Genomic DNA, 15,028 nt, shown 5'->3' with positions numbered 1-15,028 from the left:
GATCACGACCCTCAGCGCACGGCCGGGGTGGGCGACGGGCCGGGGCTCGTCGCCACGAGGTCGAAGCGGATCGGCACCGCCGCCGCGCCGCTCCCCAGGGAGCCGAGCGCGCGGACCACGCACGCCGCGAGCTCGGCGTCGCCGACCGAGTCGGCGGCGATGTGCGTGCGGCCGCCGCCCACCTGCGCGACCAGCACGCCGTCCAGCCCAGGAGCGCGACGGAGCGCCTCGGCGTAGCAGGCCTCGAGCTCCCCCGAGCGATCGGCCACGCCGCGGCGCGCGCCGGCGTTGCCGGCGATCGGGGCGCCCACCGTGATCCGCGGGGCCGCCCCCTGCGCCGCCGTGGCGAGCGGCCGCTCCGCGGCGGCGCCGCCGGCGGCGACCACCTTCGTGTCGTTCGTCCAGCGCCACGCGACCGGCTCCACGGGCAGGACGAACCGGGTGCCGCGCGCGCCCGTTCCACACGTCGCCTCGTCGGGGAGCGCGAACTCGAGCGCGAGGGCGAGATGTCCGGCGCGCTGCGCCTCCACGATCCGGCGCGCGGCGTCGGCGCTCGCCTCGACGGGGAGGCCCCCGTCCAGCGCCGGCCACAGGCGCGCCGTGCCGTGCGCCACCGGGAGCTGAGCGGGCTCGGAGAGCGCCAGGGTACCCTCGGCGGGATCGAAGGCGAGCGCGAGCCCGGCGGCGGGGACCGTCGCGGCGTAGCGAGCCGCGAGGGCGCGCCGGCGCGCGCGCTCGTGCGCGCGCTCCGCCTCGCCGCGCGCGACCGCGTCGCCCTTCGTCCGCAGCCGCTCCACCGGGGCCAGCGCGTCGCAGAGCCGCTTCACGTCGTCCGGAGCCTCGAGGTGCACCGTCGAGCCGTCTGCGCTGGCGGTCGCGTCGGGGGGCACGGCCCCGGCCGGGCCGGACCCGGCGAGGGCGAGGAGCAGGAGGGCGAGCGCTGGGACCATGGTCCCCAGGGTAAGCACGCCTCCGTTCACCGTGAGGCGACTAACCCACCCGGATCCGGAGCGCCCCCGGCAGGAGCTCGAAGCGCGCCGGCAGCGTGCCCGGGGCCTCGCCGTCCACGTCGAGCAGCACCCGCGCGTCTCCGGCGGGCTCCACCTCGACGGTCCGCGCCCGCAGCACGCGGGTGTTCGGGAGCCGCACGTGGGTGCCGTCGTAGAGCATCCGCTTCTTGGTGACGAAGTCGCCGAGGCCGAGGCCGGACCAGACCACCACGTCGAACAGGCCGTCGTCCATCCTCGCGTCCGGCGCGACCTGCATGCCGCCGCCGAAGTAGCGTCCGTTGCAGACGGAGAGCGCGGTGATGCGCTCCTCGGTCCACTCGCCGCCGTCCACCCGCCAGCGGACGCTCCGGTCCGTCCAGCCGATCAGCGCGCGCGCCGACGCGAGCATGAACGAGAGCCTCCCGCTCGGGAGCCTCAGGCCTTCGTTGACGAGGCGCGACACCTCGCCGGAGACGCCGCAGCCGGCGACGTTGGCGAAGTGCTGGACCCGCGTCGTCCCGTCGTGCCCGGCGAAGGTGACGCGGCCGAGGTCGCACACCGCGACGGTGCGCCCCGCGAGCACGCGCGCCGCGGAGCCCAGGTCGCGGCCGATCCCGAGCGTCTTGCGGAGATCGCCCCCGGTGCCGCGCGGGATGAAGCCGAACACCACGTCCCCGGGCGCCGCGGCGTCCCCGTTCACCAATCCGTGGATGACCTCGCTCGCCGTCCCGTCTCCCCCGACCGCCACCACGAGCCCCGCGCCCGCGGCGACCGCCTCGCGCGCGAGCCGCGCTCCGTCGCCCGGCGCGACGGTGAAGGAGCACTCGAACTCGCCCACCTCGGCGCGCACCGCCCGGGCGATGGCGTCGAAGTGCCGGCCGGTCCCCCCGGCGGCGCTCTGCGGGTTCACGATCAGGAAGGGCTTCACGTGCGAGAGGATAGCAGGCGATCGTCGCCGGCGCGCCGCCGCGCCGCGTCATCGGGCTCCTCCGGCGCCTCGGCCGCGGCGCCCGGCACGACCTTCGCGCGCAGGTGGCGAACGATCCGCGAGATCGGCACCCCCGTCGGGCAGAGCGCGTCGCAGCCCGCGCAGCCCGCGCACGCGGAGAGCGCCTCGGCCGCGAGGGGCAGCGCGGCGGCGCTGCGAGAATAGAGCCGGAAGGCGGCGTGGAGCCCGAGGGCGCGGACCGCCGGCGCCGCGCCGGCGAGCTCGCACCGCGGCTCGCACAGCCCGCAGGACACGCACGAGGAGGCCGCCTCGGCGACGGCGCGGTCCTCCGCCGTCGTCGGCCCGAGCCCCTCCGCGACGTAGGCGGCCGTGAACCGCTCGAGGCCGGTGCCCCGCCGCCGGAAGAGCCGCCGCAGCGGGTGCGCGACGAGCGCGCGCCACGCGAGGTACGAGAGCGCGGCGGCCCGCGTCGCCATCCTCAGCCCCCTTCCCCGGCGCGCGCCGCCGCCCGGCCGGCCAGCCAGCCCGTCAGGATCGCCACTCCGAGCCCGGTGCCGTCGCTGGCCTGCTCGTGGCCCCCCACCACGGCTCCCGCGGCGAAGAGCCCCTCTGCGGCGGGGCGGCCGCCCGCGTCGAGCGGCCGGAGCCCGGCGTCGATCCCCACCCCCGCGGAGAGGAGTGGCTGCGGGCCGGTGCGGGCGCGGAGGGTGAGCGAGGCGGCGGGACGGGCCGCGAGATCGATGCCCGCCTCGCGCCCCTCCGCCGCCTGCACCGGGAGCCCGAGCGTCGTCTCGCGCAGCGTGCCGCGGCGGGCGATGCCTCCGCCCACGAAGCGCCCCGTGGCGAGGACCCAGCGCGCCGCCGTGATCCGCGCCCCGCCGACGGTGGCGGGCGCGCCGGGCCCCGAGGCGTCCTCGACCGTTCCCTGGACGAGCTCCACCCCCGCGGCCCGGAGCGCGGCGTCGAGCGCCGCCTGGAGCCGGAGCCCGGGCACGCTGGGCACGTCGGACAGCGTCTCCGCGACCGGCAGCCCCGCCGCTGCGGCGACGCGCTCCGGCACCCGCGCCCGGGGATCGAGGCCGAGCACGGGCGGCGCCAGCACGGCCCCCGCCCCCGCGGGCAAGGCGGCCCGGATGGACGCGCCGAGCGCCTCCGCCGCGCCGGGCGCCTCGAGCGCGCGGGCGAGCTCGTGCGGCCGCAGCAGCGCGAGCCCCGCGAGCCCGGGGTCGGCCTCCACCGCGATCACCGCCGGCCCCCCGCGCGCTCGCTGGCGCTCGAGCCCCTTCCCGACCTGCGCGGCGTCGAAGCCGGCGTGGCCGCGCAGGCCGGCGACGACGAGCGTGCCCTCCACCGCCGCGAGGTCGCCGCCGGCCTGGGAGCGCTGGCAGAGCGCCGCCGGGACCGCGGTGCCGAAGGGCGTCGCGAGGAAGCGCGGGCGGTCGAGCGGCGGCGCGAGGAGCGGCGCGAGCGCCCGCGACGCGAAGTCGAGCGCCGCGGTGAGCGCCTCCAGCTGGGGCCCGAGCACGGCGTACGGGTGGTCCGGCCGGAGGCGCGCGATCCGCCGCGCCGCCTCGACGGGGCCGAGCGCGGAGGAGAACGGCTCGCCCGGCAGGGCGAGCAAGTCGGGCGCCACGCCGATCGCGCCGGAGGAGAGCGCGGTCGCGCCCGGCGCGCGGCGGACGAGCACCACGCGCGCGCCCGCGTCGCGCGCCGCGAGCGCGGCGATCGTCCCGGCCATGCCGCCGCCCACCACGAGCACGTCCGCCCCGGCGGCGGCCGGGATCACCACGGGACCCCCGCGCCGGCGTGGGCCCCGCGCACGAGCTCCTCCTGGACGAGCTGTGCGCCGTCGAGGATCGCCCGCCGCTCGCGCCAGCCTGCGTCGAGGAGGTCGGCGAGCTCCGCACGCGCCCGCTCCGGAGACCAGCCGAGCTCCCGCGCGGCGAGCTGCGCCGCTCCCCGGGCGCAGTCGAGCCCGGCGCACCCGCCGACCGCGATGCGGCACCGCCGGCGGAGGTCTTGCAGCCGCCTGACCTGCTCGTGACGCACGCAGTGCACCACCTCGGCGGCGAGGACGCCCTCGTCGCGGCACAGCACGAGCCCCAGCCGCGGGTCCTCCTCCACGAGGCGGAGGATCTCCCCGGCGCGGCTGCCGTGCCGGTAGACGAGCCGCGCCGCCACCGGCGCGGCCACCGGATGGGCGCGGGCGAGCGCCGCCGGATCGGGCACGGCGTCGCCGCCCGGGAGCGGCTCCTCGTGCGTCCGGCACGGCGCGCCGCTCCGCCCGAGCAGGGAGAGGATGCGGTCCGTCGCCTCCTCCGCCTGGGCGCGGTAGCTCGCGAGCTTCCCGCCCACGAGCGAGAGGAGCCCGGCGTGGCCGGTGGGGGCGCCGTCGTGGAGCTGGTGCTCGCGGGAGAGCGCGTCCTCGTTGGGGCCGTAGGCGTAGATCGTCGTGCGCAGGCCGCACCACGCGCGCGTGATGCGGGCGTTGCGGACGCCGGGCAGGAGCGACGCCGCTCCCTCCATGAGGTACTCGACCTCGTCGTTCGTCGCCTCGAGGTCGTCCGGATCGCCGTAGTAGTCGTCGTCCGTCGTCCCGACGATGGACTCGCTCTCGTGCGGCATCACGAACATCTGCCGCCCGTCCACCGCGGAGAGGATGACGCCGTAGTTGGAGTAGCGGCGGTCGAGGGTGAGGTGGACGCCCTTCCCCGGCCGCATCGGGACCTCCGCGCCGCTGCGGCGCGCGAGCGCGGGCGACCAGGCGCCGGCGGCGTTGAACACCACGGGCGCGCGCGCCTCGCCGGTCTCGCCGGTGAGCACGTCCCGGAAGCGCACCCCGCGGACGCGCCCGCCCTCGGCGAGGAGCTCGCGCGCCTCGGTCCAGGTGCGGAGCTCGGCCCCGTGGGCCCGGGCGGAGAGCGCGTTCAGGGCGCAGAGCCTGAACGCGTCGATGCCCCACTCGTCGAGCGTCACCGCGCCGTGGAGGCCCGGGCGGAGCCCCGGCTCGAGCCGGTACAGCTCCTCGGCGGAGAGCCGGGTCGAGGGCTTCCCGCGCTTCAGCGGCTGGAAGAGATCGTACGTGCCGACGTAGACCTCGGTCGCGTACCACGCCGCGCGGTCGCGGAGGGTCGCCCCCTCCCTCCGCGAGGTGAACGGCAGGAGGAAGGGGATGCGGAAGAGCAGGTGCGGGGCGATCCGCTGGATGTACCCGGAGTCGCGGGCGGCGAGCGCGGTGACGTGCCGGTCCGAGAGCATGTAGCGGATGCCGCCGTGGATCATGCCGGACGAGTTTCCGCTCGCCCCCACGCCGAAGTCGGCCTTCTCGAGGAGCAGGACGCGCAGCCCGCGCATGGCGCAGTCGCGCGCCGTGCCCGTCCCGTTCACGCCCCCGCCCAGGATGATGACGTCGAAGTCCATGAAGTCCGTGCCGCGCCCAGCGTAACGCGCCGCCGGGGGGAGGACGCCCCTAATCTGCTGGGCGCGCGCACGCCGGCGAGGGCCGCGCTCCCGAGCGGCACGGCGCCTGCCCGCGCAGGGGCGCCGGCGGCGGTCCTGCGCCCAGGCAGGGCGCGGCTTAGATCCGCCGAGGAGGTTCCATGGTCGGAAGGTCGCTCGAGCTCCCCACCCCCGCCGAGGCGCTGCCGGGCCGCGCCGAGCCCCTGGAGGTGCCGGAGCGGCACTTCGTGAATGGCAACCGGATCGTGCCGCCGTTCCCGGAGGGCCACGCCGTGGCGGACTTCGCGCTCGGCTGCTTCTGGGGCGCGGAGCGGGTGTTCTGGAGCCTCCCCGGCGTCTACGCGACGGCGGTCGGCTACCAGGCCGGGCTCACTCCGAACCCGACGTACCGGGAGGTCTGCACGGGACGGACGGGCCACGCCGAGGCGGTGCGCGTGATCTACGACCCCGCCCGGCTCGAGTACGAGACGCTGCTCCGCGTGTTCTGGGAGTCGCACGACCCGACGCAGGGGATGCGGCAGGGCAACGACACGGGGACGCAGTACCGCTCCGGGATCTACGTGCACTCGGCCGCCCAGCGCCGCAGCGCCGAGGCGTCGCGCGAGGCGTACGCCGCCGCGCTGCGCGCCGCCGGCCACGGCCCCATCACCACCGAGATCCTCGACGCCCCGCCCTTCTACTACGCCGAGGAGTATCACCAGCAGTACCTGGCGAAGAACCCCGCCGGTTACTGCGGGCTGGGCGGCACGGGGGTCTCCTGTCCGATCGGCACGGGTGTCGGAGCGAGCTAGGCCCCCAGGCCGCGCCGGGCCGCGCCGCCGGTCACGCCCGCGGGGCCCGCCGCCCGCTCAGAGACCGTGAATGAATCCGCTCGCCCCAGCGTAGCGCTCCGCAGGAGCGCGTAGTCGAGGGGCGGCAGGTCGAGGGGCGAGGTCGACGTCGGGGTCGGGGTCGAGGTCGGGGTCGCGGTCGCGGTCGAGGTCGAGGTCGAGGTCGAGGTCGAGGTCGAGGTCGAGGTCGAGGTCGAGGTCGAGGTCGAGGTCGCGGTCGAGGTCGAGGTCGCGGTCGAGGTCGGGGGTCGGGGTCGAGGTCGGGGCGGGGGTCGAGGTGGGTCGAGGTCTCTTCATCCATCACATCCCACGGCGACAGCACGCGCGTGGGGTGGTCGTGTGCCGTCGGTCGACGGAGAGGGGCTCGGGCATCGAGGGGGGAAGCGCTCGGTCCTTCCCGGCGCGCCTCGCGCATCGCACGGGCGGGTCTTCGTCGCCGGCGGCGCGAGGACTGGGCAGCGGGCGGACCAGGTCCGAGGAGGTGCGCGCACGCTCGGTCGACGGCGGTATTCACTATTAGTACCTGCTATCCCCAGCGACAGCTCTTGCGAGCCACGCGAGTCCCAGTTGCGGTGGGTGAACGTTGCCCTCTTGACGAGGTTCGAGGCGAAACGCGCTTCGACGTCCGCGGTACGTCGAGAGCACGTACCTCGCGAGCGCAGGCAGGCCGCGCCGTGCGCGTCCGGCGCGCCGCGTGGACGGCGAAGGGGCGGGGCCGGAAAACGGCGCAGGCGCGATCCTGGTGCGTTTCCGAAGGGGCCGACATCGCGTGTTACGAAGGGTGCACAGGAGGTGCACCATGCCCGCGATCGCCCCTTCCGCCCTCGACTCGACCCTCCTCGCCCAGCGCCTGCGCGAGCTCGCAGGCCAGGAGCGCGACGTCCAGGTCGAGTTCCTCCTCCACCTCGAGGTGTTCGATCGCCGCCGCGCGTACGTGGACGCCGGGTACCCCTCGCTCTGGGCGTATTGCCTGGAGGTGCTCCACCTGCGCGAGGGCGCGGCCGGGCGACGCATCCAGGCGATGCGGGTGCTGCGCCGGTTCCCCAGCCTCGAGGGCGCGCTTCGGGATGGCCGCCTTTGCATCTCCACCGTCCAGCTGCTCGGCCAGGTGCTGACCGAGGAGAACTTGCGCGACCTCGTCGCCCGGGGCCGCGTACCGCACCAAGGCGGAGGTGGATCACCTCGTCGCCTCGCTCCAGGCGCGCACCGCTCCGCGGGCGGGCGTGCGCAAGCTGCCCGACCGCGCCTCAGCCGCGAGCGCCCCGGCGCTGCCGCTGGCGGCAGTGGATGCCGGACCTGCCGAGCCGCAGGAGGCGATCCACGCGCCTCGGGCGGCTGCTGGTGGGTCGCTGCCGCCCACGGTCTCCGCGCTGCCCGACGTTCCTCGCCAGAAGGCGCGGGCGGAGACCCGCGCGGTGAGCGAGAGCGACTGGTCGCTGCGGGTCACCATCGACGCGTCCTGCAAGGAGGACCTCGAGACGCTCACCGCGCTGCTCTCGCACAAGATCCCGGACGGCGATCTCGCGGCGGTGCTCCGCGAGGCCATCCGCTGCGCCATCGACAAGCACGGCAAGCGCAAGGGCGCGATCGCGCCGGAGCGGCAGCGGAAAGCAGACGGGGACCCACGGCCCTCTGCCGAGCGCGCCGCGCCCACGGGCACGATCCCGGCGATAGTGCGGCGCGAGGTCTGGAAGCGCGACGGCGGACGCTGCGCCTGGGTCGCTCCGGACGGGCGGCGCTGCGACAGCCGCTGGCAGCTGGAGCTCGACCACATCCACCCGCAGGCCCTGGGCGGACCCTCGACGGTCGAGAACCTCCGAGTCGCCTGCAAGTCCCACAACCTGTTGCACGCCGAACAGACCTACGGGCGCGAGCACATGGATCGCTTCCGGCGCGAGAGCGTCTCCGGGCGGACGGGGTACGGCGGAGCCGTACCGGGTGCCATTCAGCCGTTGTGGGCAACGTGACCGCGGACGGCGGAACGGGAGCTAAGCCGACCGCAGCGCGGCGCGGCGACGCCCCCCCCTCCGCCGCTCGTAGCCCGCTTTCCCTGGCTCGTACTGCTCCCTCGCGCGTGCCCACCGCGGTCGCGCGGTCGGCACCTCGTCCCGAGTCCAGGACGAGCCGATGTGATGAATGACGAGGTCGCGGTCGACGTCGGGGTCGAGGTCGGGGTCGAGGTGGGGTGTCGCGGTCGGGGTCGCGGTCGCGGTCGGGGTCGCGGTCGCGGTCGGGGTCGCGGTCGCGGTCGCGGGGTCGGGGTCTAGGTCGAGGTCGGCGTCGGGGGTCGGGGTCGGGGTCGGGGTCGGGCGTCGGCGTCGGCGTCGGCGTCGAGGCCGGAGTCCAGGTGTGCGTCGGGTTCGACGTTGGCCGAGGGTCGGTGCCACGAGGCCGCGGCGATCAACCGTTCGCTCACGCTCCGAGCAGATCACGGCCACCCCCCCCATCGATGGGGCGCGGCCGATTTCTTCACGCTCTCTCAGCCCGCGAGCCGCTTGCGCATGAGGACGTGCGGGACGCCCTGATCCCGGAAGACCTCGCCCTCGCGGACGAAGCCGTGGCCCCGGTAGAACGGCTCCGCCGGCAGCTGGGCGTGCACCGTCAGCTCGGCGATGCCCCGGAGGCGCGCCATCCGCTCGAGGCACTCGAGCACCGCGGCGCCCACCCCCTGCTTGCGATACGACGGAGCGGTCGCCTGCCGGCCCACCTGGCAGGTACGCGAGTCCAGCCGGACGATGCGCCCGGTGCCGACGCAGCGACCGCCGTCGTCGAACGCGACCACGTGGTCGGCGCTCGAGTCGTGCGGATCCCGATCGAGCGGGCGCGGGATGTTCTGCTCCTCCTCGAACACCGCGCGCCGCAGCGCGAAGGCGGCGTCGCGATCCTCGGGCGTGGAGGCGAAGCGGACGAGGTAGGCCATGTCCGGAACGGTACCGGAACCGCCTCGCCGTGCGCCAGCCCTGCCCCGGGCGGCCCCGCTACTTGCCCGGGTCGTAGGTCGACTTGACGTACACCTCGCGGAGCTGCTTCGCGTCCACGTCGCCGGGGGCGCCGGTCATGAGATCCGTGCCCTTCTGCGTCTTGGGCCAGGCCACGACGTCGCGCAGCGACTCGGCGCCGGTGAGCAGCATCACGAGCCGGTCCATGCCGAGCGCGATTCCGCCGTGGGGCGGCGCCCCCATCTTGAGCGCCTCGAGGAGGAAGCCGAACTTGTTCTTCGCCTCCTCGTCCGAGATGCCCATCGCCTTGAACACGCGCGCCTGGACGGCGGGATCGTGCAGGCGGATGGAGCCGCCGCCGATCTCGAAGCCGTTCAGCACGAGGTCGTACCGGTAGCAGTTCACCTTGCCCGGATCGGTCTCGAGGTACTGCACGTCGGTGTCGTGCGGGCGCGTGAACGCGTGGTGCGCCGCGGCCCACTGGCCGGACTCCTCGTCGAACTCGAAGAGCGGCGGGTTCACGACCCACAGGAAGCGCCATTGCCCGCCGGAGCCGTACTCCGGGATGAGCCCCATCCGCTTCGCGAGGTGCACGCGGAGGTTGGCCATGACGGTGTGGACGACGGACTCCTTGCCGAACTGGAAGAGCAGGAGGTCACCCGGCTGCGCGCCGCACGCGGCGTTGACCGCCTCCCGCAGCGCCGGCGTGACGGTCTTCGCGAACGGCGACTGGGTCCACTCGCCGCCGTCGCCGATCTTGGCGCGCGCGAGCCCCTTCGCGCCCATCCCCTTCACGTACTCCTCGAGCTTGTCGATCTCGGTCCGGGACAGGTTCGCCGAGGCGGGCACGCGCATCGCCTTGACGATGCCCTTCGCCTTCACCGCCTCCTCGAGGAGCGGCAGCCCCCCGCCGTCGTGCTGACGCACCAGCTCGGTGAGCACCACGTGCGGCATGTCGAAGCGGAGATCCGGCTTGTCGTTGCCGTACTTCGCCATCGACTCGTCGAAGGGCATGCGCGGGAACGGCCGCGGGAGCTCGACCCCGAGGACCTCCTTCCAGAGGCGGACGACGAGCCCCTCGATCACGTCGAACACGTCGTTCTGCTCGACGAACGACATCTCCACGTCGATCTGGGTGAACTCGGGCTGGCGATCGAGGCGGAGGTCCTCGTCGCGGAAGCACCGCACGATCTGGAAGTACCGGTCGAAGCCGGCCATCATGTACAGCTGCTTGAAGAGCTGCGGGCTCTCCGCCAGCGCGTAGAACTTGCCGGGGTTGAGGCGCGAGGGGACGAGGAAGTTGCGCGCCCCGCCGGGCGTGTACTTCACCATGAACGGCGTCTCGAGCTCGAGGAAGGCCAGGTCGGTGAAGTAGTTGCGCGTGAGGTGGTTCACGCGCGCGCGGGTCATGAGCGTCTTCTGGAGGGGCGCGCGGCGGAGATCGAGGTAACGGTACTGGAGCCGCTTCTCCTCGCTCGTGTCGAGCTTGTCCTCGATCTGGAACGGCGTGGGCTCCGAGCGGTTGAAGAGCTCCAGCTCGGTCGCGTGGACCTCGATGTCCCCCGTGCGGAGCTTCGGGTTCGCGTTCGCGCCACGCGAGACGACCTTCCCGCGGAGGCCCACGCAGTACTCGAGGCGGAGCTGCCCGGCGAGGTCGTGCACCTCCGGTCGGACGTCCGCCTCGAACACGACCTGGGTGACACCCGTCCGGTCCCTGAGGTCGATGAACACCGCTCCGCCGTGGTCGCGCCGGTTGTTCACCCACCCGAAAAGGACGACGTCCTTCCCGACGTCGGCCTTCGTGAGTTCACCGCACGTGTGGGTTCGCTTGAGCTCGGTGATGAAGCGCGCCAATGGCAGCCTCCCTGCAGTGGATCCGGCAGCTAACATCGCGGAACCTGGCAGGTCAAGCGCGGCAGGTGTCACGATCCCACGCGCCCGTGCGGGCTGGACCGCACCCGGGCGGGCGCGCCTCGACAGCGAGCAGGCGTGACGATTTTTCAGGGACGCGCCTGCAATTCCGACAGCCGGGCGGGCGCGCGACGCCGCGCCAGTGTCTGCGCCAGTCCGCACCGCGTGGCCCCTCCATTGCAGAAAGCTCCTGTGGCGAGGAGGCAGCGGCCATGAGGGCAGACGAAGGCGGCGTTTCGGTCGACCCCATCTGCGGGAGACCCGTCATCGAGGCGGACGCTCAGGAGCTCGAGTACAAGCGGCGGCGCTACTTCTTCTGCTCCGGCCGGTGCCGCGCGCGCTTCGAGCAGCACGCCGAGAGGATCCACGTGAACGAGCTCGCGAGGCTCGGGACGCTCTTCACGGACCGGAAGGCGAGCTGGGGACTCGCCTGACAGGCGCGCTCAGTCTGCCGCGCGAACGCCGGCCGCGGCGGGACGGACGTCGCGGAGCTTGAGCTGCAGCCGGCGCGCGCCGTCCCACGCGTCGAAGCCCAGCGTGAACGCAGCCTCGACCGGCCCCGCGCACGCGGCGAGCCGGTCGCCCATGCCGAACCCGATGGCGTCGATGCCGCGTCCGAGCGCGAGCTTGAGGTGCGCGTTCCCCGCCCCGACGGTGCGGGCCCGGGTGGCAGCGCCGCGCAGCGCGAACACCGGCTCCGGGTGACCCGCGCCGAACGGTCCCAGCTTCGCGAGGTCCTCCGCGATCCGCTCGGTCACGTCCCGCTCCTCGAGCCAGCCGTCGATGCGGCAGCGCGGGACCAGGTCCTCCTCGGCGAGCTGCGCCGCAGCGTGCGCCTCGAAGGCCGCCCGGAACGCGGCGAGGCTCCCGCGCTCGACCGTGACCCCCGCGGCGTGGCGGTGACCGCCGAAGCGCGCCAGGTGCCCCGAGCAGGCGGCGAGCGCGTCGTAGAGGTGGAACGCCTCGATCGAGCGTCCGCTCCCCTTCCCCGAGCCCTCCTCCAGGGCGACCAGCACCGCCGGGCGGTGGAAGCGCTCCACGATCCGCGACGCGACGATCCCCACCACCCCCGCGTGCCACCCGTCGCGCGCGAGGACGAGACCGCGGACGCCCGCCCCGACCCGCGCGCGCGCGTCCTCGGTCGCCTCGTCGAGGATCCGCCGCTCTATCTCCTGCCGCGCCGCGTTCTCGCGGTCGAGCTCCTCGGCCAGCGCCCGCGCGGTCGCCTCGTCGTCGGACAGCAGGAGCCGCACGCCCCGCCCGGCGTCGTCGAGCCGCCCCGCGGCGTTGATGCGCGGGGCGAGGCGGAACCCGACCTGGCCCGCGGTGACCTCGCCGCCCTCGGCGATCCCGGCCACCCGCTTCAGCGCGCACAGGCCCGGCCGCCGGCTCTTGGCGATCGCCTCGAGCCCCCAGCGGACGAGGATCCGGTTCGCCCCGACGAGCGGCACCACGTCGGCGATGGTGCCGAGCGCCACGAGGTCCAGCGCGTCCTTCAGGTTCGGCTCCGCGCGTCCGCCGCCGAAGCGGCCGCGCTCGCGCAGGGTCCGCCGCAGCGCCATCGCGAGCGCGAAGGTGACGCCCACGGCGGCGAGCCCCTTCGACGGGTAGGCGCAGCCCGGCTGGTGCGGGTTCAGGATCGCGCGCGCGGCGGGCAGCTCCACCGGCACGGTGTGGTGGTCCACGACCACCGTGTCGAGCCCGAGCGCCGCGGCCGCGCGGACCTCCTCGACGCTGGTGATGCCACAGTCGAGCGTGACGAGGAGCCGCGCCCCCTGCGCGGCGAGCTTGCGGACCGCCTCCGTGTTGAGGCCGTAGCCCTCGACGAGCCGGTGAGGGGTGTAGGTCACGACGTCGGCGCCCGCGGCGCGGAGGAAGCCGCACAGGAGCGCGGTGGAGGTGACGCCGTCCACGTCGTAGTCGCCGTAGCAGGCGATCCGCTCGCCCGCCTCCACCGCCTGGACGAGCCGCGACACGGCGGCGTCCATCCCCTTCATCGTGAAGGGATCCGGGAGCTCGGAGAGCCGCGAGGCCAGGAACGCCTCGGCGTCGGCGGGGTCCGCGAGCCCCCGCCCGGCGAGCACCCGCGCCGCCACGGGATGGAGCCGCAGCGCCTCCGCGAGGCGCGCGGCGGCAGCGGCGTCCACCGCCGTCTCGATCCACCGCCTCCGCGCGTTGGCGTCCACGGCTCCGGTCGATAGCACAGGAGGGTGACAGCGCCCGCCCGCCGGCCCGGGTACCACAGACCTGATCGGTCACGCCGATCCCAGGGTTAGGCTCTCGTTCCGGGGTGCCGGGCCGGCGGTCGGCCTGGACGTCGAGGCAAGCAGCGGCCGCAGCCGGCCGGCGCCGACGCGCCCGCCGCCCGCCCTCAGGTCCCTTCGATGTTCGCTCGCCGCGGGTAGGAGCCCGGCGATGTCAGCGTGTGGCGACGGCGAGCGAGCGAAGACGCAGGTTCTCGACGTGCTCCGCGGAGAGGACGATGAGCGCGTCGCGCACCCAGCGCAGCAGGGCGAGCCAGCGCATCGCGCGGTGGTCGTCCGAGCGGAGCGTCACCGCCCGGAAGAGCGCGAGCAGCGTGTACGCGATGCGGCGGAGCAGGAGCACCGCCAGCATGCCGTTCGCGTCGGCGGCGATCCACGGCCGCTCGTCCTCGGCGAAGGCGGTGTCGAGCGTGTGGTGGTTGTTGTTCTCGACACCCCAGTGCGCGCGGACGACCTGGAGCCACTGGTCCGGCGTGAGCTGGTCGGCCGCTCGGCTCGACACGAAGAGCCGACTGTCACGCTCGATCACGACGCCGGAGCGGCGCACCGTCGAGGTCACGCGCAGGAAGGTCCTCGCATGCGACCAGACCGACTCCTCGGGCCCTTTGCCCGCGCCGTATCCGTGGCTCGGGTCCACGGCGAGGATCTGGATCTCGCGCGTTGCCGTCGTCGCGTTGTCGAGGACGTCCTCGCGCCGCGCCGCGATCTCGTGCGGGTCGAGCAGCTCGGTCGCGAGCTTCACCATCGTGAAGTGATCGTTCTTTAGGGCGAACACGTAGTCCTTGCCCGCCGCGACTACCGCAGCGCCGTTGGCTTCGGACAGCGCGCCCGCGTCGTAGGTCACCACCTGGAACAACGCGCCGTAGGTCTCAACGAGGCCCGCGAGGACGTGCTGGAAGTGACCCGCCTCGTTTGTCTCCGCCGGGATCGGGACCGCGTCGATGCACGGCCGCCCCGGCGCCGAGACGAGCGCGCAGGTGACCGTGCGGGCGAGGCCGTAGGGCAGCCCGACGTCGGGGTGCTGGTTCTGGATGAGCGGATGGTTCAGCGTCGGCAACGCCGTGACCTTGCCGTCGAGCGCGACCACCCCGACCGGCAGGTCCACCGGCGTGAGCGCTTTGCGGCGCCACGCGGCCCGCACGAGCCGGTGCAGCGCCGCGCGAAGCCCGTCGAGCGGCACGGCGCAGAGCGCGTCGCGCGCCGTGGTGTCCGGAAGCCGTCGTGGCACGCTGGCGAGCCGGCGTGCCGCGGGGCTCATCCCGTCGGTCAGCTCCTCGGCCTCGGCCAAGCTCCGCGCCCCGGCCACGATGCCGAGAAGGACCCCCGTGAGGATCTCCGCCAGCGACCAGCGTCCCTCCCTGGCGCGGACGTCGGGCACCGCCTCAAGGTCCAGCTCCGGGAGGCGGGCACGCAGCAGCCCGGCCACCCGGCGAACTCGTCTTTCCCTCACCGATCTCCTCCCGTAAGATCTCGGGGTCGTTGGCTCACGCCGGGCTCCTACCCAGCGACAGGCCGTTCGCGGCGGGTGATCGGCTAGGATCACCCGCCGCTCTTTCTTCGTACCCTCGGTGAGATCAGCGTGCGAACTTGCGCACGCCGGGTCGTGGATCGGCTTGGACCTCAACCCTGCGGCGCTGCTCAGGGACGCCGGCGGCCGCCCGACTGGTCACCAATCAGGTCTGCCGGG

The 15,028-nt window shown here is 74.6% G+C and carries 12 protein-coding genes and 1 pseudogene; 3 read left to right on the top strand and 10 right to left on the bottom strand.

Annotated features, from left to right (window positions below):
• Nucleotides 1–11: 11 nt before the first annotated feature.
• Genes ANAE109_RS06830 through ANAE109_RS06810 form a run of 5 tightly spaced genes read right to left on the bottom strand, consistent with a single transcriptional unit; the run spans nt 12 to nt 5,358 of the window.
• A complete protein-coding gene (locus tag ANAE109_RS06830) occupies nt 12–950 on the bottom strand; it encodes a hypothetical protein (protein ID WP_143827915.1) in 939 nt (312 codons plus the stop codon).
• Nucleotides 951–990: 40 nt separating this feature from the next.
• Entirely contained in the window at nt 991–1,917 is a 927-nt protein-coding gene (locus tag ANAE109_RS06825; RefSeq protein WP_011985653.1) for a diacylglycerol kinase family protein, read from the bottom strand.
• On the bottom strand, nt 1,914–2,414 hold the full coding sequence (locus ANAE109_RS06820) for a 4Fe-4S dicluster domain-containing protein (protein ID WP_011985652.1): 501 nt from the start codon (nt 2,412–2,414) through the stop codon (nt 1,914–1,916). The genes ANAE109_RS06825 and ANAE109_RS06820 overlap by 4 nt, the downstream gene beginning before the upstream one ends.
• Before the next feature lie 2 nt (nt 2,415–2,416).
• Nucleotides 2,417–3,724 carry a glycerol-3-phosphate dehydrogenase subunit GlpB gene (gene glpB, locus ANAE109_RS06815; protein ID WP_234945258.1) on the bottom strand — a complete coding sequence of 436 codons (1,308 nt, stop codon included), beginning with the start codon at nt 3,722–3,724 and terminating at the stop codon, nt 2,417–2,419.
• Complete coding sequence (locus ANAE109_RS06810) at nt 3,721–5,358, bottom strand: glycerol-3-phosphate dehydrogenase/oxidase (RefSeq protein ID WP_011985650.1); 1,638 nt, start codon at nt 5,356–5,358, stop codon at nt 3,721–3,723. The genes glpB and ANAE109_RS06810 overlap by 4 nt, the downstream gene beginning before the upstream one ends.
• Nucleotides 5,359–5,537: 179 nt before the next feature.
• Between ANAE109_RS06810 and msrA the strand changes: the two genes are divergently transcribed.
• The gene (gene msrA, locus ANAE109_RS06805; protein WP_011985649.1) at nt 5,538–6,188 is read left to right on the top strand and encodes a peptide-methionine (S)-S-oxide reductase MsrA; all 651 of its coding nucleotides are present in this window, start codon (nt 5,538–5,540) and stop codon (nt 6,186–6,188) included.
• A 57-nt stretch (nt 6,189–6,245) separates the two neighbouring features.
• Here msrA and ANAE109_RS25225 read toward each other — a convergent pair whose 3' ends face one another.
• Nucleotides 6,246–6,524: a hypothetical protein gene (locus tag ANAE109_RS25225; protein WP_041448171.1), complete on the bottom strand. Its 279-nt coding sequence runs from the start codon at nt 6,522–6,524 to the stop codon at nt 6,246–6,248.
• Between the two features lie 502 nt (nt 6,525–7,026).
• Between ANAE109_RS25225 and ANAE109_RS23315 the strand changes: the two are divergent.
• A pseudogene (locus ANAE109_RS23315) lies at nt 7,027–8,194 on the top strand (HNH endonuclease).
• 512 nt (nt 8,195–8,706) lie between these two features.
• Here ANAE109_RS23315 and ANAE109_RS06785 read toward each other — a convergent pair.
• On the bottom strand, nt 8,707–9,147 hold the full coding sequence (locus ANAE109_RS06785) for a GNAT family N-acetyltransferase (RefSeq protein ID WP_011985644.1): 441 nt from the start codon (nt 9,145–9,147) through the stop codon (nt 8,707–8,709).
• 58 nt (nt 9,148–9,205) lie between these two features.
• Nucleotides 9,206–11,020 (bottom strand): aspartate--tRNA ligase, encoded by a 1,815-nt coding sequence (gene aspS, locus ANAE109_RS06780; RefSeq protein ID WP_041448170.1) that lies wholly within the window; start codon nt 11,018–11,020, stop codon nt 9,206–9,208.
• 269 nt (nt 11,021–11,289) lie between these two features.
• Here aspS and ANAE109_RS06775 point away from each other — a divergent pair, with 269 nt between their 5' ends.
• The gene (locus ANAE109_RS06775) at nt 11,290–11,511 is read left to right on the top strand and encodes a YHS domain-containing protein (protein ID WP_011985642.1); all 222 of its coding nucleotides are present in this window, start codon (nt 11,290–11,292) and stop codon (nt 11,509–11,511) included.
• A 9-nt stretch (nt 11,512–11,520) separates the two neighbouring features.
• On the opposite strand, the gene recJ is transcribed toward ANAE109_RS06775, so the two are convergent.
• Nucleotides 11,521–13,263 carry a single-stranded-DNA-specific exonuclease RecJ gene (gene recJ / locus ANAE109_RS06770; protein ID WP_049768535.1) on the bottom strand — a complete coding sequence of 581 codons (1,743 nt, stop codon included), beginning with the start codon at nt 13,261–13,263 and terminating at the stop codon, nt 11,521–11,523.
• A 232-nt stretch (nt 13,264–13,495) separates the two neighbouring features.
• Nucleotides 13,496–14,791: an ISAs1-like element ISAnsp9 family transposase gene (locus ANAE109_RS06765; RefSeq protein ID WP_011985640.1), complete on the bottom strand. Its 1,296-nt coding sequence runs from the start codon at nt 14,789–14,791 to the stop codon at nt 13,496–13,498.
• Between the last annotated feature and the right edge of the window lie 237 nt (nt 14,792–15,028).

This window comes from Anaeromyxobacter sp. Fw109-5, assembly GCF_000017505.1.
Lineage (GTDB): Bacteria > Myxococcota > Myxococcia > Myxococcales > Anaeromyxobacteraceae > Anaeromyxobacter.
This window is presented reverse-complemented; position numbering and strand designations above follow the sequence as displayed.

Coding starts and splice junctions, on each gene's coding strand:
- ANAE109_RS06775 (WP_011985642.1), top strand. CDS start 11,290: ATGAGGGCAGACGAAGGCGGCGTTTCGGTCGACCCCATCTGCGGGAGA.
- ANAE109_RS06820 (WP_011985652.1), bottom strand. CDS start 2,414: ATGGCGACGCGGGCCGCCGCGCTCTCGTACCTCGCGTGGCGCGCGCTC.
- ANAE109_RS06830 (WP_143827915.1), bottom strand. CDS start 950: ATGGTCCCAGCGCTCGCCCTCCTGCTCCTCGCCCTCGCCGGGTCCGGC.
- ANAE109_RS06810 (WP_011985650.1), bottom strand. CDS start 5,358: ATGGACTTCGACGTCATCATCCTGGGCGGGGGCGTGAACGGGACGGGC.
- msrA (WP_011985649.1), top strand. CDS start 5,538: ATGGTCGGAAGGTCGCTCGAGCTCCCCACCCCCGCCGAGGCGCTGCCG.
- ANAE109_RS25225 (WP_041448171.1), bottom strand. CDS start 6,524: ATGAAGAGACCTCGACCCACCTCGACCCCCGCCCCGACCTCGACCCCG.
- ANAE109_RS06785 (WP_011985644.1), bottom strand. CDS start 9,147: ATGGCCTACCTCGTCCGCTTCGCCTCCACGCCCGAGGATCGCGACGCC.